This window comes from Thermoplasmata archaeon, from assembly GCA_038874435.1.
Classification (GTDB): domain Archaea; phylum Thermoplasmatota; class Thermoplasmata; order Lutacidiplasmatales; family SKW197; genus SKW197.
Window position 1 is genome coordinate 64,017 of record JAVZCK010000008.1, and the last position, 21,623, is coordinate 85,639.

At 45.0% G+C, this 21,623-nt stretch carries 18 protein-coding genes and 3 tRNA genes; 13 read left to right on the forward strand and 8 right to left on the reverse strand.

Annotation, left to right across the window (positions count from 1 at the left end; genetic code table 11):
- Positions 1-6 precede the first annotated feature (6 nt).
- Both QXD64_04685 and hypE read right to left on the reverse strand, forming a co-directional pair.
- Entirely contained in the window at positions 7-4,836 is a 4,830-nt protein-coding gene (locus QXD64_04685) for a hypothetical protein (GenBank protein MEM3396611.1), read from the reverse strand.
- A 62-nt stretch (positions 4,837-4,898) separates the two neighbouring features.
- Entirely contained in the window at positions 4,899-5,945 is a 1,047-nt protein-coding gene (hypE, locus tag QXD64_04690) for a hydrogenase expression/formation protein HypE (protein ID MEM3396612.1), read from the reverse strand.
- Positions 5,946-6,043: 98 nt separating this feature from the next.
- Between hypE and QXD64_04695 the strand changes: the two genes are divergently transcribed.
- Genes QXD64_04695 through QXD64_04715 form a run of 5 tightly spaced genes read left to right on the forward strand, consistent with a single transcriptional unit; the run spans position 6,044 to position 12,368 of the window.
- A complete protein-coding gene (locus tag QXD64_04695) occupies positions 6,044-7,381 on the forward strand; it encodes a site-2 protease family protein (protein MEM3396613.1) in 1,338 nt (445 codons plus the stop codon).
- 8 nt (positions 7,382-7,389) lie between these two features.
- Entirely contained in the window at positions 7,390-8,058 is a 669-nt protein-coding gene (locus QXD64_04700; protein MEM3396614.1) for a SprT family zinc-dependent metalloprotease, read from the forward strand.
- On the forward strand, positions 8,019-10,229 hold the full coding sequence (gene metG / locus QXD64_04705) for a methionine--tRNA ligase (GenBank protein MEM3396615.1): 2,211 nt from the start codon (positions 8,019-8,021) through the stop codon (positions 10,227-10,229). The genes QXD64_04700 and metG overlap by 40 nt, the downstream gene beginning before the upstream one ends.
- A gap of 1 nt (position 10,230) precedes the next feature.
- Positions 10,231-10,635: a 4Fe-4S binding protein gene (locus tag QXD64_04710; GenBank protein ID MEM3396616.1), complete on the forward strand. Its 405-nt coding sequence runs from the start codon at positions 10,231-10,233 to the stop codon at positions 10,633-10,635.
- Positions 10,632-12,368 carry an aldehyde ferredoxin oxidoreductase family protein gene (locus tag QXD64_04715; GenBank protein ID MEM3396617.1) on the forward strand — a complete coding sequence of 579 codons (1,737 nt, stop codon included), beginning with the start codon at positions 10,632-10,634 and terminating at the stop codon, positions 12,366-12,368. The genes QXD64_04710 and QXD64_04715 overlap by 4 nt, the downstream gene beginning before the upstream one ends.
- 4 nt (positions 12,369-12,372) lie before the next feature.
- Here QXD64_04715 and QXD64_04720 read toward each other — a convergent pair whose 3' ends face one another.
- The 3 genes from QXD64_04720 to QXD64_04730 form a co-directional block, all read right to left on the reverse strand.
- Positions 12,373-13,185 (reverse strand): hypothetical protein, encoded by an 813-nt coding sequence (locus QXD64_04720; GenBank protein MEM3396618.1) that lies wholly within the window; start codon positions 13,183-13,185, stop codon positions 12,373-12,375.
- Complete coding sequence (moaA, locus tag QXD64_04725) at positions 13,145-14,050, reverse strand: GTP 3',8-cyclase MoaA (GenBank protein ID MEM3396619.1); 906 nt, start codon at positions 14,048-14,050, stop codon at positions 13,145-13,147. Before moaA ends, QXD64_04720 begins: the two co-directional genes overlap by 41 nt.
- An 89-nt stretch (positions 14,051-14,139) precedes the next feature.
- Positions 14,140-14,664, reverse strand: coding sequence for a hypothetical protein (locus tag QXD64_04730; protein ID MEM3396620.1), 525 nt, complete (start codon positions 14,662-14,664; stop codon positions 14,140-14,142).
- 97 nt (positions 14,665-14,761) lie between these two features.
- Here QXD64_04730 and ftsZ point away from each other — a divergent pair, with 97 nt between their 5' ends.
- From ftsZ to QXD64_04755, 5 genes are all read left to right on the forward strand, one after another.
- Entirely contained in the window at positions 14,762-15,874 is a 1,113-nt protein-coding gene (gene ftsZ, locus QXD64_04735; GenBank protein MEM3396621.1) for a cell division protein FtsZ, read from the forward strand.
- A gap of 10 nt (positions 15,875-15,884) precedes the next feature.
- Positions 15,885-16,121, forward strand: coding sequence for a protein translocase SEC61 complex subunit gamma (locus tag QXD64_04740; GenBank protein MEM3396622.1), 237 nt, complete (start codon positions 15,885-15,887; stop codon positions 16,119-16,121).
- A gap of 12 nt (positions 16,122-16,133) precedes the next feature.
- Complete coding sequence (locus QXD64_04745) at positions 16,134-17,105, forward strand: transcription elongation factor Spt5 (GenBank protein MEM3396623.1); 972 nt, start codon at positions 16,134-16,136, stop codon at positions 17,103-17,105.
- Position 17,106: 1 nt separating this feature from the next.
- A complete protein-coding gene (locus tag QXD64_04750) occupies positions 17,107-17,586 on the forward strand; it encodes a 50S ribosomal protein L11 (protein MEM3396624.1) in 480 nt (159 codons plus the stop codon).
- A 67-nt stretch (positions 17,587-17,653) separates the two neighbouring features.
- Positions 17,654-18,136, forward strand: coding sequence for a hypothetical protein (locus tag QXD64_04755; GenBank protein ID MEM3396625.1), 483 nt, complete (start codon positions 17,654-17,656; stop codon positions 18,134-18,136).
- A 2-nt stretch (positions 18,137-18,138) separates the two neighbouring features.
- Here QXD64_04755 and QXD64_04760 read toward each other — a convergent pair whose 3' ends face one another.
- Entirely contained in the window at positions 18,139-19,266 is a 1,128-nt protein-coding gene (locus QXD64_04760; GenBank protein ID MEM3396626.1) for a zinc-ribbon domain-containing protein, read from the reverse strand.
- 133 nt (positions 19,267-19,399) lie between these two features.
- On the opposite strand from QXD64_04760, the gene QXD64_04765 reads away from it, so the two are divergent.
- From QXD64_04765 to QXD64_04775, 3 genes are all read left to right on the forward strand, one after another.
- Positions 19,400-19,494: transfer RNA gene (locus tag QXD64_04765), tRNA-Thr, on the forward strand.
- A 5-nt stretch (positions 19,495-19,499) separates the two neighbouring features.
- Positions 19,500-19,575: transfer RNA gene (locus QXD64_04770), tRNA-Ala, on the forward strand.
- Between the two features lie 14 nt (positions 19,576-19,589).
- Positions 19,590-19,676 (forward strand) — tRNA-Ser (locus QXD64_04775).
- Positions 19,677-19,680: 4 nt separating this feature from the next.
- Here the strand turns inward: QXD64_04775 and QXD64_04780 are convergent.
- Together QXD64_04780 and QXD64_04785 are read right to left on the reverse strand one after the other, a co-directional pair.
- Positions 19,681-20,445, reverse strand: a complete 765-nt coding sequence (locus tag QXD64_04780; protein MEM3396627.1) for an ABC transporter permease — start codon at positions 20,443-20,445, stop codon at positions 19,681-19,683.
- A complete protein-coding gene (locus tag QXD64_04785; protein ID MEM3396628.1) occupies positions 20,445-21,413 on the reverse strand; it encodes an ATP-binding cassette domain-containing protein in 969 nt (322 codons plus the stop codon). The genes QXD64_04780 and QXD64_04785 overlap by 1 nt, the downstream gene beginning before the upstream one ends.
- Positions 21,414-21,623: the final 210 nt, after the last annotated feature.

Consider the following 21,623-nt stretch of genomic DNA (forward strand, 5'->3'; position numbering starts at 1 on the left):
AATGTGCTATGTCTGGCAATTGTCCTTTCTTCTCCGCCTTCTCTGAAACAGAATGATTCCAGGTGCTGCAGGAACTGCCGCAATAAAGAAAAGTGCGGACTGGCTTTCAGAAACCTGGGTTGAAACAACCACAGAATACCCATTGTTTGAACTGTTTGCAGGTGCCCCAGTACACAAGTCCTTGTATGTGTCAGAGTTAACATCTCCGAGGCTTGCGATTGCCCAGCCCAGCTTTGAGCCAGATGTTGTGCCGAAGTAATAGTACTCTGCATTTGTTGCACTCATCACGCTCTGGATGTTGTTCCCATCAAATACATAGATTGCACCAGTGCCTCCCGTGTTTATTGCACCCACTGCAAAGTCCTTTGAGCCATTGCTGTTAAAGTCACCCAGGTAAGCGATGGAAAAGCCAAAATTGTCACCAGCACTTGCACCAGAGATTGTAGCATTCGGAGCATAGTGGACGATGAAGGTTTGGTCCTCAGCTGTGGGAGTTTGCCACACACCATTTACTGTCCAGGATGAGCCCGCATCAGGGTAAGGATTGCTATTGTCTGCAAGCCAAAGATACCCGTTGTTTGCTGAATCATAGTTTATACCCACAATCCAGTATGTAGCACCTTGAGTTACATACGCAGGAGTAGTAAAGCTTATTAATTTCCATTCGCCCCATGAAGTAAAATCCATTGGTTCTGAAGAAGATAATGCAGTTCCGGGCAAGCCAGAACTAGTTGCATTTATAGAAAAATATGCTGCTGTGGAATCGGTGCCATAATCAATACAAGATACTTCTACAGCAGAGATATAACCCGTCTTTGGTGCAACAAATGCCTGAGCGAGAAATTCCGAAGAATCAAGCAAATACCCAATCCACATGTCTGTTATTGCACATGGCTCTGAAACGCCTCCAGCATTTGGATAATAGTAGTATATGCTAGCAGAGCCAGTACCTGAGTTGTTGTTGGGTGCACCCACTATCAGGTCTCCATAGCCATCTCCATTTAAACTTGGTGTAATTGCCACGCTTGTGCCAAAACCGCTATTCGTTGTTGTTGGGACAATCTTCTTTGACCGTGTTGCCGTGAGCACAACATCATCAATATACACATACTCATTGTTTGCATTCGCCCAGATATCAAACTCAATTACTATGCTTGCAGTCATGTAAAAGTACTTGCTTAAATCAATGGTTACCTGCTCGTACTGTGTTGTGCTGGGAACAGCCATAATCAGACAGAACCAGCGGTCTTCCGCAAAGAGATAGACCTCGCCGTCCTCACCAGCATCTAATCCTGCCGACATCCACCACCATGAAAGTTGCACATTTGTGGCATTTCGCATGTCAAACTCTTTTCCTATGTAGGCTATTCTATTAAGATTTCCTTGAAGTCTTGCAGCCCTGTTCCCGCTGTGAACTGGGGAAGTAACAAGACTGGCTATGTTTGCATTATTTGGATTTTCATACCAGCCAGGAATTTGATTACTTATCTCAGGGTTTTCAAATCCCTCCTGGAAAATCTGGGTTGCAGATAAAGCGCCACCGTTAAATGCAGACACCCTGCCTCTTGCCCCCTCTATGTTGTTGTTCTTAAAATTCGGGCTTCCGACAGCCAGATCGTCTTTTCCATCGTTGTTCAGGTCCCCACCAGCAGAAACACTGTAGCCAAACTGCTCATTCGGATACGCACCAGCAAGAATTGAATTTGCATTCTTGGCATAGCTTGGAACTGTTCCATCATAGAACACATAGGTCCTTCCAGCAGGACCCCAGACACGGACATCATCAATGTACCAGCCCCTGGCAACAGTTGCACTGTCTGAACCGAAGTGGAAACGAACCTTGATTGTTTTGCCTGCATAATCCGCAAGGAGCACAGTACATTCATACCATGCTTGCATATCAACATACCATGCCTCCTTGTTATACAAGGGATTAGAAGCTGCAGTAATTGTGCCATTGTAGTGAGGCCAAGGAGAATAGGGCATGTGCATGTTAATTTGCGTCCATGTAGCAAAATTATCGTCGGATGTGGCAATTTCTATTAACCCCCCATCATTTGCTGTGCCCTGAAAGTCACGCCAGTGCCAGAAAGACAGATAGAGGGCACCAGATGGGAGCTTAATTTCAGGACTCACAAGGGCGGCGCTGTATTGGTTGGCGTAATTGCCAGCAAGGTTTGTGCCCCAGCATTTTGTGCCGCTGTGCGTGGATGCAGGTGGGCTTGTGGGCGTGCCCCGCTGCCATTCATCTATTGCACTTCCACCCGTGTTATAGTGGGTCCAGTCCTCGTCTGTACTGCCTTCAAAGTCATTGGAATAAACATCCTGTCCAACACCAGGGGCACCAACAACCAGGTCTGTGGTGCTTGCACCGTTTGTGTTCCCCACGCTCACAGACCAGCCAAATCTGTCCCCTTCGCCAGTCCCATTTATGCACTTTGTTCCGTAGGGATAGGTGGCTAAATCAATTGTTTTCGGTGAACTCAGGGCTGAGCCATAGACCACATAAACTCTCCCTGGTCTCAGCGTGCCATTTGAGGCATTTGGAGCACCAATGATTAAGTCATTCTTTCCATCACCATCCAAATCACCAGATGTAATGTTCCACCCAATATTATCGTTTGTGTTGTTACCATAAATTGTGATGTTAGCATTTGCTGGATTTATATTCGCAAATTCCATTCCTTTGTAGCCATAGAAAACATAGACAGCCCCGCAATCTGTTCTGCTCGAATAGTCCGCATATGGCGCGCTCACAGCAAAATCCACAATTCCATCGCCGTTTACATCACCCAAAGAGGCAATTGAATATCCAAACCACTCTGCTGAGCTACCAACACCATCAGTAACCTTTACGAGCTGGGTGTAGGCCATAGGAAGAATCTCTCCCGACTTCCAAGAAACACTTGTTTGCGACTTGCTCCAGTCAATGCTATGGTTCCAGTTTGAGGTTTCAAAAACGATTGTTAGATTCCCTTCAAGCGGGCACATTACCTCAATCTGCAGACTGTCCTTTGCACAAAGAGGTGAATCAATTTTGTTCCATCGCTCATCGTAGATGGATGCCCCAGTAAACTCATACATTGTGGCGTTTACAATTTTACCATGAAGCCCAATTACCTCAATCTTATAGTTTGCGAGAAGTCCATAAATGTTGTACCCGAATGTGATATTTTCTTGTGAAATGTAGATTCTGAGATAGTCGTACCCGATGAGAGGCGGTGGTGTGACTGGTTGAGTTGGTGTGATGTTGTGCTCAACTTTCACAGGCCCGGTGAAAGGCACTTCTGCGCCGAGGAAGAGGGCATTTTCAACACTCGCATAAAAACTCACATTTCTGTCGTTTCTGAACGCTCCGAATTTCTTGATGTTGTACTGAGCAGGAGCATCGTCCTCATCCTCCTCAAGTTGCTTGTCCCTCCAGTCACCAAAAGCTCCGTCTATTTTTATTCTAGCAGGGGCACTTTCCACATACGAAACTTTCGCTTTACCTGCATCCTGGCTCTCGGATACACTCACCACTCCTTCTGCCTTCACACTTTCTCTGCTATCAATTTCTATTCCCACTGCACTCTCCGGCAGATGGGCACTAGCATTCAGATAAAATACAATTTCTGTTTTTGTTTTCGTGATCAATGTGTTGAAACCAATTTCTTTTGCACCGCTGAAAGTTTCCTTAGTCCTTGCACCGCCGTTGATGCTGTACTCTACATCTACTGGCTGGCTGCTTCCAACTTCCTTCAGCACTATTCCTTTCAGTGTCACATCTTCCTGCGGTGCAGTCAACTCTACCCTTATGTACTCTGCAGCATTATCAATCACTTCATTGCCCACATACTTCACATTACAAACGAGTGCTGGCTTTTTGTTTGACACAATATAATCTGAAAAGTCCTCAGCACCGTTATAGGAAAACATGTGGTAAACCACTTCAATGCTCTCGCTGTTAAAAATCTTTTTCTGGACACGGAGTTCCACTGCATTGCTTGATTTCGCACAGTCAATGCTTCCATATCCAATCTTGCCCTCCCAATCAAATTTGCTCCTGCTCTCATCAAACTTATAAACTTCATGGGTAAAAACCTCACCTCTGCAACCACCCAGATTAAGCACATAATCAGCACCGATGCCTCGCACAAAGTATCCTGTCTCAGGGTTGCAATCAGCATCCACAAAAATGTGAAGGATATCCATGTAGCCAGCATTTGCCTGCTTTGCATCGCCTTCAAAAATCTCGCCTCTTACCTCTACCAGGAAATAATACCATTTCTCATCGCTCTCAATCGCTGTGTTCACGATGTCTATCTGAGTGGGCACAATGCCTACAGAAAACTGGCTTTTCTTTGCACCTTCCCAGTCCGAAAACTCGCCATCCAACTGGATTCTCTCTTTTTTTATCGAAATCAAAGCCATGAGTGATGTTATTACAAGAATGCATACAATTAAAGGCACCACAATTTTTCTGTACTCCCTCTTTTTTATTTCCCTTCTTGCTTTCGTGGGCTTAAATGTGCCATTTGTTAGACCGTTGGTCATCCCGTTAATTCTTCCCGCCCTTGTTGCTCCTGTTTCCCTTGTTGCCATGGGCGTTCTTCCTAAACTCATGGTCTCCCTGCTTTCTGGCACATCTGATGAAGGTTTTGTCTCTTCTTCCTCTAAAGATGCCAAAATTTCATCAAGTTCTTCCTCTATCTCCTCCTCCTTTTTTGGTTCTTCAATTTCCTCAAAAATTTCATCCAGTTTTTCATGCACTGTCTTCGGAAACACATAGCTACACTGCTTGCAGAATTTATCAGCATCCCCTGCCTCGTAACCACAAACAGGGCATCTCTTCATTGCTCCCCCTATGGATTTACCCACTAATAAACTTTTTTGATGCCAACCTCTAAACAATGAGTTTAGCAGATTCTCGGAACAGGGTCCCCAATTGGTGGCTGGAGAATTCGCATCCCTCCGACCCTGGTTTTAAGTGCCACGCCATCAATGTCCTTTCTGGCCATGCCTATAATTGCTGCCTCTTTTCCTTCCCTGGTTTCGCGCAGTGTCTCAAGCACCTGCTCTGCCATTGCTGGCACTACTGCAAGCACTACCTTGCCTTCATTTCCGATTTCGTATGGGTCAATCCCAAGCATTGAACAGGCAGCCCTTACTTCGTCTCTAACTGGGATTTTTTCCTCCTCAACAACAATTCCTACACTTGACTTCTCGCTCCATTCGTTGAGCAAGTTTGCAAGCCCTCCTCGTGTCGCATCCTTCACCGCACAGATGCCACCCACTTCAAGTGCTCGCCCTAGCATTTTGTTAAGAGGCATGACATCGCTCACAAAATTGCCCTCAAACCCGATTCCTTCCCTTGCTGAAAGCACTGCAGCACCGTGGTCTCCCACATAGCCAGAAACAATAATTACATCTCCATCAGCCACATTTGAGTCCAGAAGCCACGCATGTTTAACAGTTCTGTATTTTCTTGCTACTTCAAGATTCTGATCAAGAAGTTCGTGTCTCCTGCCTATGCCCGATGTGTTGATAACAATCTCGCTTAAGCCACCATGCTCCACAACTTTAGTGTCCCCAGTAACAATCTCCACATCTGCTTCTTCTGCAGTCGCTGCCATGCTTTCTACAATTTTCTCAAGTTTTTCCTCCTCAAAACCCTCCTCAATCACGAAAGCGGCCGAAAGTGCCAGGGGTCTCGCACCCACGCAAGCGAGGTCATTCACTGTGCCAGCTACAGAAAGCCGTCCGATATCGCCACCAGGGAAAAAAATTGGTTTTACTGTGTGCGAATCTGTGGTGAACACAATACCCTCAACCACAGCGGCATCATCAAGAGCTGCCAATGGCACCTCTGATTCACCCCTACCAAAGTGTTTCAGAATCTTCTCTTTAATCAAGCGTTGCATCACACTGCCGCCAGCGCCATGGGCTATCGTAATTTTACTCATGAAAAAAGGGAAAGAGTGTAGGTATTTTAGGGTTGGGATTCATCATTGCTGAAGTATGCAGACAAACCCTTATATCTGCCTGATTTTTAGCTGTTCCGATGGCAGACCTGAACTCAATTCTGCTGGCTATTGTGGTAATCGGTATCTATTCTCTCATCGTGCTTATGCTCTGGAAACTGAAGTATCTTGAGAAATACAACTTCACGCCGTGGGCGGGCCCTATCCTGATGTGGAAGACAAAGAGAGGAAAGAGATTTCTTGACCGCCTTGCCAAAAGAAAAAAATTCTGGGAATGGTACGGGAACATCAGTGTGGTCATTGCAATAATCTCAATGTTTTTCATCACTGCACTGCTTGTTTGGTCCGTTTCAAAGGTGAGTTTGATACCAAAGGAGAAAGCCCCTTCTCCTGAGCTCTTGCTTGGAATACCGGGCATAAACCCTGTAATTCCTGTTTTTTATGGCATAATTGGACTTGTGGTTGCAATCGTCTTCCATGAACTTGCACATGGAGTGCTCGCAAGAGTGGCAGGGCTTGAGGTGAAGTCAGTAGGAATTCTGCTTTTCGTTTTTCCAATCGGTGCATTCGTTGAGCCAGATGAGGAAGAATTGTTGAAAATAAAGAGGATGAAACGCAGCCGAGTTCTTGCTGCAGGCCCAGCAACAAATCTCATCATTGCTTTTCTTGCCCTGCTCGTGTTCTGCCTTGCTTTTGCACCTGCAATGGAACCGAGAGCTGAAGGGATTGGCATTCTTGGTGTCGAAAAGGACAGCCCAGCGAGCCATACCTCGCTTAAGCCCTATGACATTCTCGTCAGTTTGAATAACACAACTGTGCGAAATTACGCGGAATTTAAGGAGGCATTGAACAAGACAAAGCCAGGGGATACTGTTGAATTCTCATTCTACTCCAGAGACAGGAATACTATTGTCACTGAGAACATTACAATTGGTAATCGCTATGATTTTATTCCTGCGGAGGAAAACAAGGGAAAACCATACCTGGGTATTACGATGCTCCCCCTAGACCTTGGTTCTTTCAAGCAACAGCTTGCAAACCCGTTCAATGGTGGAATTGCCAGCTTTCTCACATTCCTCAGTTTGCCATTTTTGGGACTCTCGCCTCTTGATGCTGGCATTGGGAGTTTCTATGTGCTCAACTCCCCGCTTCCAGCAGATGTTTTTTTCCTGCTTCTCAACACCTTTTACTGGCTTTTCTGGATTAATCTGATGGTCGGGCTTACCAACACACTGCCCAGCCTTCCCCTCGATGCTGGCTACCTTGTGAGAGACGGACTCTACATCCTGCTGGGACGCACAAAAGCCACAAAGGAAAAGACAGAGAAGATTGTAAAGTATGCTATGCTTGGCATTGGATTACTTGTGCTCTTCATGATTCTCTTCCAGATTATTGGTCCAAGAATCTTCGGGACATGAGGCAAGACATGAGCATAAAAATTGATGCGGTGGTTTACTCAAAACGAAAACACATTATGCTGAAGATTGAACCAGATGGCAAACTCATCGTGCATGCGCCTGTGCACACCAGCAAGCAAGAAATTCTAGTCGTTGTCCAGAGGCACAGAAAATGGATTGAGAAAACGAGAACAAGAATGCTGGAGAAGCGGAGACAACAGACGAAAAAGTTTGAAGAGGGCGAGCGATTTCTGTTTCTCGGGAAAGAGTATCCATTGAAAATAGGTAGAGGAAGTGAGCCACTGGTTTTTCAAGATGCTTTCATTTTGAGTGAGGATTATTTGGCACATTCAAAAGAGGTTTTTGAGTGGTGGTACAAAAACATGGCGAAGGCAATTCTAGTTCTGAGAGCAAGGGAACTCGCGGAGCAGTTTGGTTTCAAGCCAAAGAAAATCAAAATCACGAGCGGGAAAACAAGGTTTGGCTCATGCACCTCTAAGGGCTACATAAATCTCTCTTGGCGACTCGTGCTGGCACCTCCAGAAATAATTGATTATGTAATTGTGCATGAACTTGCTCATCTGAAAGAACCAAATCATTCCAAAAAATTTTGGGCGGTGGTGGAAAAATTTATTCCTGACTACAAGACAAAAAGAAAGTGGCTGAAGGAAAATGGACATTTGCTTATCCTCAGATGATGCTCTACAGAAAATATTTTATACCGCATTATAAATGCCAGAATATGGCGAAAATTCTCGTAGCTGTTGCCTGGCCTTACACGAATGCACCTGTGCACTTTGGCACAATTGCAGGTGCTTGCTTGCCTGCAGACATCTTTGCGAGATTCATGCGGTTAAAGGGAAATGAAGTGCTGATGGTTTCTGGCAGTGACCAGCATGGAACTCCAATTATCTTTACAGCCATGGAGCAGAAAAGCACGCCTGAACAGATTGCAAAGAAATACCATGAGATAAATTCAAGGGCGTTGAAGGAACTAGGCATCTCCTACGACATTTTCTTTGAAACAAGCCATCCAAACCACAAAAAGGTTGTGCAGGAGATTTTCCTTAAATTGCTGGAAAAGGGATACATTTACTCCAAACTGATGCCAATGCTTTACTGTGAAAATTGCAAAAGATTTTTGCCAGATAGATATGTGGTGGGCATCTGTCCCTATTGCAAGGCAGAGGATGCAAAAGGAGACCAGTGCAGCAATTGCGGAAAAACCTACGAGGCAACGGAGTTACTTGAACCGAAATGCAGGATTTGCGGTGGAAAGCCAATAGTCAAAGAGAGCGAGCATTTCTTTCTGAAACTTTCCGCGTTGGAGGAGAATCTTAAAAAGTTCATAAATGACAAAACATACTGGAGGGAGAATGCCTACCTTTTCACAAAAAACTTGCTTGAAGCAGGTTTGAAGGACAGGCCAGTGACGAGAGACCTGGAGTGGGGAATTGATGTTCCATTGCCGAACATGGAGGGCAAGAAGATTTATGTGTGGTTTGAAGCAGTGATTGGTTACCTTTCCTCCTCAATTGAATGGGCTGCGAGGCAGGGAATGCCAGATAAATGGAAAGAGTTCTGGTATGACAATGAAGCAAGACATTATTATTTCATTGGCAAGGACAATGTGCCTTTCCACAGCATAATCTGGCCTGCAATTCTGATGGCTTACGATGAAAAACTAAACCTGCCTTACGACATCCCTGCAAATGAATGGCTCCAGTTTGGTGGTGAGAAAATTTCAAAGAGCAAGACAAAGGAAAGTTCTATTTTCCTTCCTGACTTTCTGGCTAAATACCCACCAGACCCACTTCGTTTTTACCTTGCAATGCATCTGCCAGAAAAGCATGATACCTCTTTTGACTGGGACGAGTTTGAGAGCCATGCGAATAAACTTCTGCTCGCAGCTTATGGAAATCTGGCAAACAGGGTGCTGGTCACAGTTCTGAAGATGGATGGAAAGATTCCTCAGCTAAAGGAAGAATTGCTTGGAAAGGATGAGAAGGAGTTGCTGGCATTGATGGAGAGAACTAAGAAGGAGGTGGAGGAGCACATTGCCAGATGTGAGTTTAAAGCAGGAATTGAGAAAATCATGGCGCTTGTGCATGCTGCAAATGCCTGCTTCCAGAATGTGAAGGTCTGGGAATTGGTGAAAACAGATAGGCAAAGAGCAGAGGCAGTGCTCCATATCTTCCTGAAACTTCTCAGAAATCTGGCAATCATGTTCTTGCCCTACATTCCACACTCAAGTGAGAAACTCTGGCGAATGCTAGGCTATCAAAAACCAATTTCTTCATGGGAGGAACTGGATGCACCGTTGCCTGCTGGGCAGGAGTTGAGGGAAATTAAACCATTATTCCAGAAAATTGAAATTAAAGCTGGAGAAGAACGCAAAGAAGTAAAACTTCCGCATCTTGTGGTTGCAGATGTGCTGGCTGTGAGAGAGGTGCCCCATGCGGAAAAACTTTACGAGATTGAGATAGACATTGGCACAGAGCAAAGAAAAATCGTTTCTGGAATAAGACAGTATTATACGGCAAGTGAGCTTGTTGGAAAGAAAATCGTTGTGGTGGCAAATCTGAAGAAGGCGAAAATCAGAGGCATAGAGTCAAATGGAATGCTTCTGGCAGCAGAGAAGAATGGTAAACTCTCGCTCATTGTAGCTCCAGACAATGCAAAAGGCACCGTGTTGCTGGAGGGCACAAAAGAGGAGATAAGCATAGAGGAGTTCAAGGAGACAAAGCTCTGGGTGAAGAAGGAAGGTGGCACTCTCTGTCTCAACGCAAAGCTAAAGGATGGTAGAGAAATCAAGCTAGATGGTGCCATTGCGGACAGGGAGATAGAAGAGGGGACGGAAGTGAGGTAATATGCCCAAGCGCTTGTCTATCGTCGACGCACAAAGGTGCGTCGGCTGCCAGATGTGTATGTTTGCCTGTACTAGAAAGTATGGTATCGGTGGGACAGGAAAGAGTGCGATTCTTGTGCGGTCTGTGGGTGGAATGGAGCATGGTTTCAGCGTGATTGTCTGCCGTGCATGTCCAGAACCAGCATGTGCGAAGGTCTGTCCCACGGAAGCATTGAGACGGAGAGCGGGAGGAGGTGTCGCACTTGACAGAAAGAAGTGCATTGGGTGTGGGTTCTGTGCTCAGGCATGCACTTTCGGAGCAATATTCTGGGACAATGAAAACAACAAGCCAGAAATCTGCATTTACTGTGGTTACTGCGTTAACTACTGTCCTCACGGAGTGCTGGCGATGGAGGAGCGAGTATGATGCTAGAAAAGGTGCTCTACATCAATCTCTCAGACAAGAGTTACAGTGTAAAAGCCAGAAGAGATTTGTTTGAGCGTTACATAGGAGGAAGTGGGGTAGGAATAAAGCTTCTAACTGAGGAATGCAGGAAGGAGACAGAGCCTTTAAGTGCAGAGAATCCAATCGTGTTTGCTGTCGGGCCTTTAACTGGCCTTTTCCCGTTTGCCTCAAAAACTGTTGCAATGTTCAAATCCCCGCTCACAGGTAATCTGGGAGAGAGCCATGCAGGTGGCAGAAGTGCGGTTGCATTGCGAATGGCTGGCTATGGTGCGGTTGTGATAAAAGGGGCAAGCGAAGTGCCAATTTATCTTTCAATTCATGAGAATGGTGTTGAGTTTAAGGATGCCTCTGCACTCTGGGGTGTTGGAAGTAGCTACACTGTAGGGAGAATTCTCAGGGAGCGTGAGAGCAAGCCAGGGTTAAGAACAATCATGCGGATTGGTGCTGCTGGAGAAAAACTTGTTCGATTTGCCTGTGTTGCCACGGAAACCTACAGACATTTTGGTCGTCTTGGGCTTGGTGCGGTCTTTGGAAGTAAGAAATTGAAAGCAATAGTTATTGCTGGGAATTCAACAGTTGAAGTGGAAGATCAGAAAAGATACAAGGAAGTGTATGATAGAATTTATCGTCTCGCTTTGGATTCGAAGTTGATGAAAAAGTATCATGATTTAGGTACTGCAGCAAATGTGGTGCCGCTCAACAAAATCAGGGCATTACCTACAAAGAACTTAACACAGCCAGATTTTGAAGAAGCAGAAAAAATCTCAGGTGAATTCCTTGCCCAGAACTTTCTTGGGAGGCGAGTTGCCTGTGCGCACTGTCCCACGGCCTGCATCCATCTGGCAGCTTTGAGAGAGCCCTACGAGGACGAACCCTACTTTTACAAAACCACGATGATTTCCTATGACCATGAGCTTATCTATTCACTGGGCTCAATGCTTGGTATAGGTAAGGCAGAGCATCTGCTCAAATTGATTGATGCTGTGGAGAAAGTGGGGATGGATGCGATAACCACAGGTGTTCTTCTTGCCTGGGCTACAGAGATGTTTGGTGCGGGTAAAATTTCGGAGAAAGAAAGTATTGTGCCTCTTGCCTGGGGAGACCATGCAAATTACATCAAGGCAGTAAACTTCATTGCAAAACAACCAAACCAGTTCTACAAAGACCTTTCCATGGGCGTTGAATATGCTTCAACACTTTATGGAGGCGAAGAATTTGCCCTCGCGTTTGGAAAAAATGAGATGGCAGGCTACAACACGGGTCCACTTTTCTATGCGACATTGCTCACTGGTGCAAGACACAGCCACCTTGACAGTGCTGGCTATAGTTTTGATGAAAAGATGAAAGGCAAAAACTCTGCTGAAGAGGGAGCAGAAATGCTAGTAAAGGAAGAGGCCTGGAGATGTGTGCTCACAAGTTTGGTGGTCTGCCTCTTTGCGAGAGGGATTTATGATGAGCAGCTCACAGAGGAGTGCCTGAGTGTCGCTGGGCTCAAAATTGACCAGAGTATGTTGGCAGAAAAGGGTGCTGAGATTTTAAAGTTGAAGCATGCATTCAAGAAAGAAATGGGATTTGAGTGGAGAAGCATGCGAGTTCCTGAGCGAATTTTTGAAAGAGATACGCCCGCAGGAAGAATTAAAAGGGAGGAACTGGCAGGAATTGTGGAGGAGTACTTCAGAAAGCTAGGGCTTTGAACTCTCACACGGGAATTTCTTTCTTTGCAATCACTCTATACCCCCAGGTAATACAGAAAGCAATGATACTCCATGGCACCACAATCTTCACTGCAGTCAGATTTACCATGTGGATTTCAAGCTCACCCTTATCTCTAAAAAACAACGCAGAAATTGTGAAAAGGCAAATTGTAATGAGCACAACAGTATCTATCACGATGTTCCTGCCAGCCCCATTCGGTTCATTCCAATCCCTGGTTTTGTAGAGCAAAACAGTTGCGGCAAAGGCAAGGCAGAGGATGAGCAGTGCAGCAAGAGGCGAAATTGGTGGAGCATTTTTGATTGCAATTCTGAAAACGCAGAGCATAGCTGCAAGCAACAAAAGTAAAATTAAAATGCCCCCTTTGGTAATAAAAATTTGGTATCTCCTTTTTGAAACAACCATTCTTGCAAAATAGAATGTGAGCACTGCCTGCAAATTGCCCCACCAGATAACTGCGATGAAGAAGAATGAAGCCCAGTTTAACCCAAGGGTAAGATTGCCAGTAAACATCGCACCTGGAATAAAGAAGGCAGCAAAGGAGCCAAAGATGAAACCTGCGATAAGAACCTGCCAGTCTCTCAGATGGTATTTCTCAATACAGCATTCAAGCAGTGTAAAGTAGGGAAAATAAACCAGAAACAGGAAAATTGGGAGAAAAGGCCGAAAAGCTAAGTCATTGAACCCTCTAAGCGAATATTCAAACAGAAGATTGAATGTTGTTGCAAGGAGAATTCTTGCCCAGTTATCCAATCCATCACCTGAAGTAGGGCTTTCTCTGAAGCCAGGCCTTCTCAATTACCTCCTTAAACTTTTCAAAGTCATTTAGAACCTCTCTTATGCTCACAGTTGCTGGCAGGAAAAGGCAGGGCTTTATTTTTCCGCTCGCAGTCAATCGCAACCGTGTGCAGTGGTTACAGAACTCTGGGTTGCCCATTGGGGAAACAATTTCTACATTTGTTCCGTCCTCAAGTGTATAGATTGTGGTGTTGTGCAACGACTCCTTTTTCCTCTTTGTTTTTGCAATTCCAGCAGCAAAGGTTTCAATTTCATTGAGAGAAACATGATATTTGACATAAAGTTGCTTTGAAGTTTCATTAGACGGTGCCTCTAATTCAATGAACTGTAGGTTAAATCTCTCCATCTTTGCATAATCCAGCATTCTCATAACATGCTCAATACCATCGTTCAATCCTTTGAGCACAACAACATTCAATTTCACATCCACACCATTTGCCGCAGCTCTCCTACACCCTTTCTGCACTTTATCACAGAAATCTCTTCCAGTAATTGCTTCATAAATCTTCGGCTCTATGCTTGGTAAATTCACATTTATTCGCTTTACTCCGGCAGCAGCCAGTCCATCAATTCTCTCCAGTAGAAGGGTACCGTTCGTTGTGATACTCACCTCAATTCCTCTGCTTGCAAAAGCGCTAGCAATGGATGAAATATCATCACGAAGTAGTGGTTCACCACCGGTAAGTTTCACATTCTCTATGCCCAACACAGCAAAATTCTCTGCCAATTTGTTAATTTCTTTCAAACTCAGTTCTCCATCTGCCTCGGGTAGACCCTCACCATGACAGTAAAAGCAGGAAAGATTGCATCTAGAGGTGAGCGAAAAACGAAGCCCTTTCAGTTCTCGACCATATCTATCAATCACGATATGCACAAATATACATAACGCATATAAGGGTTTGGGTAGAGTTTGTCTATTCAGATAGGAAAGTCCAGCTATACATACAAAATTTTCTATGGCTTTATAGATCTAATCTGTTGTTTAACCAAGAACAGCACTTCTTCAGGCTTATTAGTAGAAAATCCAAATTCTTTGATTCTCCCATCATTCAACGAGAGCACAACTAGAGGAGACCAGATAGCGTTGTAAATTATTCTCCATTTGCCTCCCACATGTCGAATGCGGAGTCCTAAACCACCATATTTGAGGAATGAGGGTTCATCTATGGAACAGTTCTCAACATATTTCCAAGGGATTTGATGTCTAAAAATACCGAACCCCACGTAAATGAACTTCGGTGTCATTCTTATCTCTAACTTTCTGAAGTTTAGAGTTAGACCTATCAGGAGTAAAGTGAGAAAGAGAAATAGCCAGTTGATAAATGGTAAAATCGTAGTAATTCCCAGTAAGACCTGGAAAAGCCACACAAGAATGATAAGAACAGTAGCGGCGGTTAATACAGCTGTAATCCCATGTGCGAATATTTTTTCCTCGTAGATTATCTCATTTCCATTATTCACACCTACTACATCTCCCATGTGTATTTAGGTTTTTTCTAAGGGTTAGTTTGTAAAAGGTAGTAGCGAAACATTATTAAACCCTTTCAATATTTGGAGGGTTTGAAGGGTGTTGTCCATGGATTCAATAATAAAGGAAGTTCTATCCCGAAGTGGTGCTGAGAGCGCCAAGAAGCCGATGCCCACGGATTTCCGCACCACAAGCGCAGACGACGAAGAGCTAGAGCGAGTACTAGCAAGTTTGAAGACAAACATTAAGGTATTTGGTTGTGGTGGCGGTGGCTGTAACACCATAAACCGCATTGTTGAGACAGGAATTGTTGGTGCAGAACTTTATGCTCTCAATACCGATGCCCAGCATCTGTATGTAATTCACTCTCCGAAGAAAATTTTGCTTGGAAAGAGGTGTACTCGGGGACTGGGTGCAGGTGCCCAACCCCAGGTGGGAGAGGAGGCGGCAAGGGAAGCAGAGGAAGAAATCAGAGCAGCGATGAATGGTGCTGACCTTGTGTTCATCACATGTGGACTTGGCGGTGGCACTGGCACAGGTTCTGCACCCGTGGTTGCAAAGATTGCAAAGGAAATGGGAGCACTGGCAATTGCAGTCTGCACCCTTCCATTCAGGTCAGAGGGACTTGTGAGGATGGAAAACGCAGAGTATGGACTCGAAAAATTGAGGCAGTATGCGGACACTGTTATTCTCATACCAAATGACAAGCTATTGGAGCTCGTGCCAAGGCTGCCAATAAAGAAGGCATTCCTGTTTGCTGACATTGTGCTCATGCGGGCAATAAAGGGCATCACGGAGATGATAACGAAGCCAGGACTCGTAAACCTCGACTTCAACGACCTCAGGACTATAATGAAAGGTGGAGGTGTAGCATTAATTGGAATGGGTGAAAGTGAGGGTGAGGACAGAGCTGTGGAAGCGGTAACTGAGGCAATAAACTCACCCCTGCTGGATGCTGACATTTCAGGAGCAACGGGTGCCCTCATAAATGTGGTCGGTGGCGAAGATATGACAGTGAGCGAAGCAGAGAAGGTCGCAGAAATTATCCAGGCAAAGATAAATCCAACTGCAAGAATTATCTGGGGTGCTGCAATAGACCCCACATTTGAACACAAGATTCAGGTGATGATTGTTGTAACAGGTGTTAAGTCCAAGCAGATAGTGGGTCCAGGTATGACCCGTCCTGAGAAAAAGATGGCAGACATTGATGTGATTTCATAAGGTTGAGAACATGGAGATCATAAAAAAAGGGCTGCAGATACAAACAAATCTTGAGAATAAGATGCGAACAGTGGGTAAGGGAAAGTATGGTAGGATTTTAAAAATGGCAAGGAAGCCAGATCGAGAGCAATACAAAAAAGTGCTTCAGATTTGTGGTGCAGGAATAATTATAATCGGAGCCCTTGGCTTTCTGATTTTCTATCTCTGGAACTACCTACCACCATACATTCAAAGTTTTTTCACATGAGGGGCGATTTCCTTGGGACTTTTTGGAGATATTGAGGAAAAAGTGCCGGAAAAGAAGGAAGAACCGAAGAGAGAGGAGCCGAAAGAGGTAAAAATTACAGATAAGCCACCAACCCCTTCTTTTGGTCTCCAACTTGTGTGTCCTGAAGACAGAAAACTTGTGGTATCGGGACAAACAGCAAAATATCTATTGAAAGTCACCAATACCAGTGTTAGGGACGATGTTGCACTGCTGAGATTTACATATTTATACAGATTTGCAACAAGCGGAGAGGGTGCTGAATGGAAAATAGCGCTCCGTTATCATGAAGGAGAAGAGGAAAAGCAAGAGGTATTTTATTCCAATGAAAAAACCCTTGAGATACCAGTCCCCGCAGGAATGACGCATGAGGTTTCGCTGGAACTCACTGCACCCGTTGGTGTTAGATATGGTGATTCTGTGGATGTGGTAGTGAACCTTTCTTCCAAAAACGATCCACTTGTGAGGGAAAGCAGGACAATTTCCACAACCGCAAAGCAGGTGCTGATAATTGTAAAAACCCAGATAGGGCATGAGCGTGAAGTTGCAGATTCTCTTCTCACCAAGAGCAACATTCCCAAGTACAAAGGTGTGATTTTTGCAATTCTAGCTCCGCCACAATTGAGGGGCTATCTGATCGTGGAAGGAATGAGTATCAACACTTTGAAGGAGATGCTGAAAGGAGTGCCAAAGGCAAGAGGAATAATTGAAGAAGGAGAAGCCACAATCGAGGAAATTTCTAGGTTCTTAACCCCAGTTTCACCCGTTGCTGGAATTAATGTAGGAGACCTTGTAGAGATTGTCTCTGGGCCGTTCAAGGGTGAGAGAGCAAGAGTTAAAGTTGTGGAGAGCCAGAAAGAAGAAATTACGGTCGAACTCATTGATGCTGTGGTGCCAATTCCAGTCACTGTGAAAGGTGATTCGGTTAAAGTGGTTGAAGGTACAGATAAGAAAGAGGTGAAGTAATATGGCGGAAACTGTTGAAGCACTTGTGGAAGGAGGCAAGGCGACACCCGGGCCTCCACTTGGTCCGGCTCTTGGGCCTCTGGGCGTGAACATTGTGAAGGTCGTTGCAGAAATAAATGCTAAGACCAAGCAGTTTGAAGGTATGCGCGTCCCTGTCAAAATAATCGTGGACCCCAAAACCAAAAACTTCCAGATTGAAGTTGGCACACCACCAACAAGTGCCTTGATTCTGAAGGAAGTGAAAGCGGAAAAGGGTTCCGGCACCCCCAAGACGAACAAGATTGGTAACATTACGATAAAGCAGGCAAAGAAAATTGCAGAGATGAAATCTAGCTCAATTCTAGCGAAGGACATAAAGAGAGCAGTTAAGGAAGTCGTGGGTACCTGCCAGTCACTGGGAGTTACTGTAGAGGGGAAGGAGCCAAAGGAAATAATTGCAGAGATTGATGCAGGTAAGTGGGACAAGGAGATTATTGGCTAAATGTAAAATTTTTTTTCTGGATTATCGAATGCTAAGTTATTTAATCTTCTTTTCTTTCTCTCTCTAAATGATAATCGTAGAGGCACGCATCTTGAAAAACGACATGCTGGTGCAGGTAAATGAAGAGAAATATGTTGCCTTGCCTGCAGGATGGAATGTTAGAGGAACAATTGCAACAATCAAACGATTGTTTACCCTCAAGTATGAACTGTTTGATGAGGGCAAGAAAAATAAGATAAGCACGATTTCTTATGACGATGTTCATGACTCTATAACAATTTACCAGGGAGATAGTAAGATTTCAACTCAAAGCAAGGGGTTCAAACCATCAGTGATAGTTTACAATGGCGAAGAATATGAAATTCACGAAAAAATGACTGGCCTTATTTACATTACAAAGAGAGGAGAAATTGTTGCAACAGGCATCTGTGGTTTCAAGTCAGTTAGATTTGCAAAGTATGATGAGAAACTTACTCCACTGTTGAGAGACCTTGCTGTAGGTTATTGCATAAAAATTCTGACGCTGAAGATGTTCACGGGAGGTTTATGATTTCAACGCCTCTTCAGAATTTTATTGCATCGCCAGCAAATTGTGGCACTTGAGCTCACACTGGCACCGCAGTGGGGGCAGACCCCTTCAACTGCTGCAGATTCTTCAGGCGCAACATACTGGGGTGGAGGTGCTGCACCTCTCTTCGGTGATTTTATGAAACTTCCACACTGAGGACATTGAACTACATTGTCCTCTACTTGATTTCCGCAACTGGGGCATCTTCGCATCACAATTTTTGGCTTCTGTGCAGGATACTGTGGCTGTGGTTGAGGTGCAGGTTGTGGAGCTGGTTGAACAGGTTGGGGAGCGTAGGCAGGAGGAGGCGATGGCTGTGAAACTGGTTGTGCAGGAGATGGTTGATATTGAGGATAGGTTGGTGTGACTTCTGGTTGAGTTTTAGGCGGAACTGGTTGTGGGGGGGGTGGAGGTGTAGATGCTCTGTATGGTTCTGGCTGTGGTGTAGGTTGAGGTCTTGGTTGGTAGGTAGGTTGTTGGGTGGTTGGATAGGGTTCTGATGACGGTCTATACGGGATTTGCTCCCTTGGTGGTGGATACTGGGACTGATATTGGGGCTGTGTCTGATATTGTGGTTGAGGTGATGGTTGTGGCTGAGTGGGATAGGGTTGGGGTTGCGCATATCTTGTCTCTTGCTGGTAATAAGGTTGTGCTGGTTGAGGTTGTGGCTGGTACGGGGGCTGCGGTTGGTACTGTGGTTGGGAGGAATAAGGTTGAGGTGTTGGTTGAGGTTGCTGGACACCTTGCTTGGCCATTAGTTTTTCTTGCCGTCTTCTTTCCTTCTCCAGTCGTTTCTCTTCCCTTCTCCTCTCCTTTTCTTTTCTCCTCTCCTCTTTCAGGCGTTCCTTTTCAAGTCGCCTTCTCTCTTTCTCGTCCATCGGTGCTTGAACGCCAGTGGGTTGTCCATAAGGGCTTCCCATACTGGTCTGTTGACCAGGATATTGAGGCTGAGGGCTTCCTGCATATAATCCTTGTTGGGGGGAGGATGAGAGTGTAGAGGATGAAGATGCTTCACCTGCTCTCTTTCCAACAATCCATCCAATCAGTACACCTATCAATATTCCAATAATCACGCCGATTCCAATTCCTAAGTAGATATCAGTTCCCGCCATTTAATTCACCATTTGACATGGTGAGAGAATAGGGAGATAAAAAGTTTATGGAGTTTCAGGAAATATTCGCCAGCAATCCTGTAAATTCACCGCAAAAATTTAATATTCTTCCTCCTATCTCTCCACTACAGGTGCCGCCATAGCTCAGCTGGTAGAGCAGCTGACTTGTAAGCCCTGTTATAGAGCCAGGAAATCAGCAGGTCGGGAGTTCAAATCTCCCTGGCGGCTTCGATGGGCTCGTAGATCAGCTGGAAGATCGCCACACTTGCAATGTGGAGGTCTCGGGTTCAAATCCCGACGAGTCCACCATCTCTTTTCATTCTGCTGAGGTAGCCAAGCCCGGATGACGGCGCCAGCCTTGAGAGCTGGTGGGCGTTCTGCCCTCAGGAGTTCAAATCTCCTCCTCAGCGTCCTTTATTCCATAATGCGTTGTAACAACCTACCATTCACCAGAGTAAGCACGAGAAGATAGCCAGTAAGCACTGCGATGTCAAGGGGAATTCCAGAGAGGTCGCCAGTGAGCATGAGAGAGCGAAGAATGTTTATTCCATAGGTGAGCGGATTTGCATAGGCAATCCACTGGAGCCACCATGGCATTATGGAAACAGGATACAGTGCGTTACTTGTAAAGAAAAGTGGCATTGTAAGCACCTGCCCTATGCCCATCACCCGCTCCCTTGTTTTCAGCAAACTTGTGAAAAATATTGAGATGCTGGCAGAAACAGCAGCAATGAGTACGATTGCAGGAAAAACCATGAGCACCAAGAAAGGGTTGGTTCTGAATCTTATACCAACCAGAAGAATCAGCAGAATGACCACAGCACCCTGAGCAATAGACCTAATGCCCGCAGACAAACTTTTTCCGAACACAATTGAGTATCTAGAGGCAGGAGAAACCAGAAGTTTAGAGAGATTGCCTGACTCTCTGTCCCAGACGAGCATCAGCCCGAAGAAAATGGAGACGAAGAGCACTGACTGACCGAGAACACCAGGTGCCACGAATTCCAGATAGGAATATTCTCCAGTGGGAATCACTCTGTAATTAGTGAAAACGCTGCCGAAAACCACAAGCCAGAGAATTGGTTGGACTGAACGAATAACAATATCGGAATAGTCATGTCTTAACCTTCTTGCTTCCAGCTCTAGAATTGTCGCCACATTTCTGACTTCTCTCAGCATTATTCCAGCCTCCTCGCCACTCTTCTCATCTTTCTTGTTGCACTCCACTGCTCCATGTCCTGCATTCTCCTGCCCACATACTTCATGAATGCATCATCCAGTGAAGTTTCCTTTATTTCAACTGATGTGATGGAGCAACCAGCATTTTCAAGCATTTTCAGGTACTTTGGCAGTTCTTCAGAGGGGTTACGGCAGTACACAAGTACGTTTTCTCCATTAAGGCGAGAGTTTTCAATCGGCAGTTTATCAGGGACTTTGCCAGCTAACTTGAATGCAATGCAGCCCTGTCCTACTGACTTTTTAAGATTTGCAGGTGCATCCACAACAGCAATTCTACCTTGAGCCATCATCGCAATTCTATTGCAGAGTTCATCTGCCTCTTCCATGTAATGCGTGGTCATTAAAATTGTAATTCCCTCCTCATGGAGTTTTCTGATGTGTTCCCAGACATGCTTTCTTGCAGAAGGGTCTAGGCCCACTGTTGGCTCGTCGAGAAAGAGAATGCTTGGGGAATGTACCATCGCCTGCCCAATCTCCAGTTTCCTAATCATGCCGCCCGAGTAAGTTCGCACAATTCTGTTTCTTGCCTCCCAGAGTTCAAGCCGTTTCAGAATGTTTTCTGCGATTTCTTTAGCCTTGCTCCCGTAAATTCCATGAAGTTTTGCTGAAATCAAAATGTTTTCATACCCGGTGAGTGCAGCATCTGAGGAGATGTCCTGAGGCACATACCCTATGATTTCTCGGATTTTATGGTCTTCTCTTGCTCTTTTGAAACCTCCAACTGTAATCTCTCCAGCTGTGGGAAAAATCAGAGTAGTGAGAAGTTTTATGAGCGTAGTTTTTCCAGCGCCATTGGGACCAAGCAACCCGAAAATCTCACCTGTTTTTATCTCAAGCGAGACATTATCCACAGCCAGAACACCATTTGAGTATCGCTTTGAGACATTCTTTATGGAAATTGCAGTCATACTTGCACCACGGTGCATATATCACTCAGAAATATATAACGGTTTATACAGGGACATTATGTTCTGGGACAAAATTAGGGTTGGTAAAGGTTTACCAAATTGTGCCTCATTGCTTTCTGTGTGAGAGTTGTCTAAATTTTCTTTCGTTTCTTTGCCAAGGATAAACTAGCTCGTTCAAGAACAAAACTAGATAACAGATACACCGAGCTT

Coding starts and splice junctions, on each gene's coding strand:
- QXD64_04755 (MEM3396625.1), top strand. CDS start 17,654: ATGATAATCGTAGAGGCACGCATCTTGAAAAACGACATGCTGGTGCAG.
- QXD64_04685 (MEM3396611.1), bottom strand. CDS start 4,836: ATGAAGAGATGCCCTGTTTGTGGTTACGAGGCAGGGGATGCTGATAAA.
- QXD64_04785 (MEM3396628.1), bottom strand. CDS start 21,413: ATGACTGCAATTTCCATAAAGAATGTCTCAAAGCGATACTCAAATGGT.
- QXD64_04780 (MEM3396627.1), bottom strand. CDS start 20,445: ATGCTGAGAGAAGTCAGAAATGTGGCGACAATTCTAGAGCTGGAAGCA.
- QXD64_04760 (MEM3396626.1), bottom strand. CDS start 19,266: ATGGCGGGAACTGATATCTACTTAGGAATTGGAATCGGCGTGATTATT.
- QXD64_04740 (MEM3396622.1), top strand. CDS start 15,885: ATGGAGATCATAAAAAAAGGGCTGCAGATACAAACAAATCTTGAGAAT.
- QXD64_04700 (MEM3396614.1), top strand. CDS start 7,390: ATGAGCATAAAAATTGATGCGGTGGTTTACTCAAAACGAAAACACATT.
- QXD64_04750 (MEM3396624.1), top strand. CDS start 17,107: ATGGCGGAAACTGTTGAAGCACTTGTGGAAGGAGGCAAGGCGACACCC.
- ftsZ (MEM3396621.1), top strand. CDS start 14,762: ATGGATTCAATAATAAAGGAAGTTCTATCCCGAAGTGGTGCTGAGAGC.
- QXD64_04715 (MEM3396617.1), top strand. CDS start 10,632: ATGATGCTAGAAAAGGTGCTCTACATCAATCTCTCAGACAAGAGTTAC.
- hypE (MEM3396612.1), bottom strand. CDS start 5,945: ATGAGTAAAATTACGATAGCCCATGGCGCTGGCGGCAGTGTGATGCAA.
- QXD64_04730 (MEM3396620.1), bottom strand. CDS start 14,664: ATGGGAGATGTAGTAGGTGTGAATAATGGAAATGAGATAATCTACGAG.
- QXD64_04695 (MEM3396613.1), top strand. CDS start 6,044: ATGGCAGACCTGAACTCAATTCTGCTGGCTATTGTGGTAATCGGTATC.
- QXD64_04710 (MEM3396616.1), top strand. CDS start 10,231: ATGCCCAAGCGCTTGTCTATCGTCGACGCACAAAGGTGCGTCGGCTGC.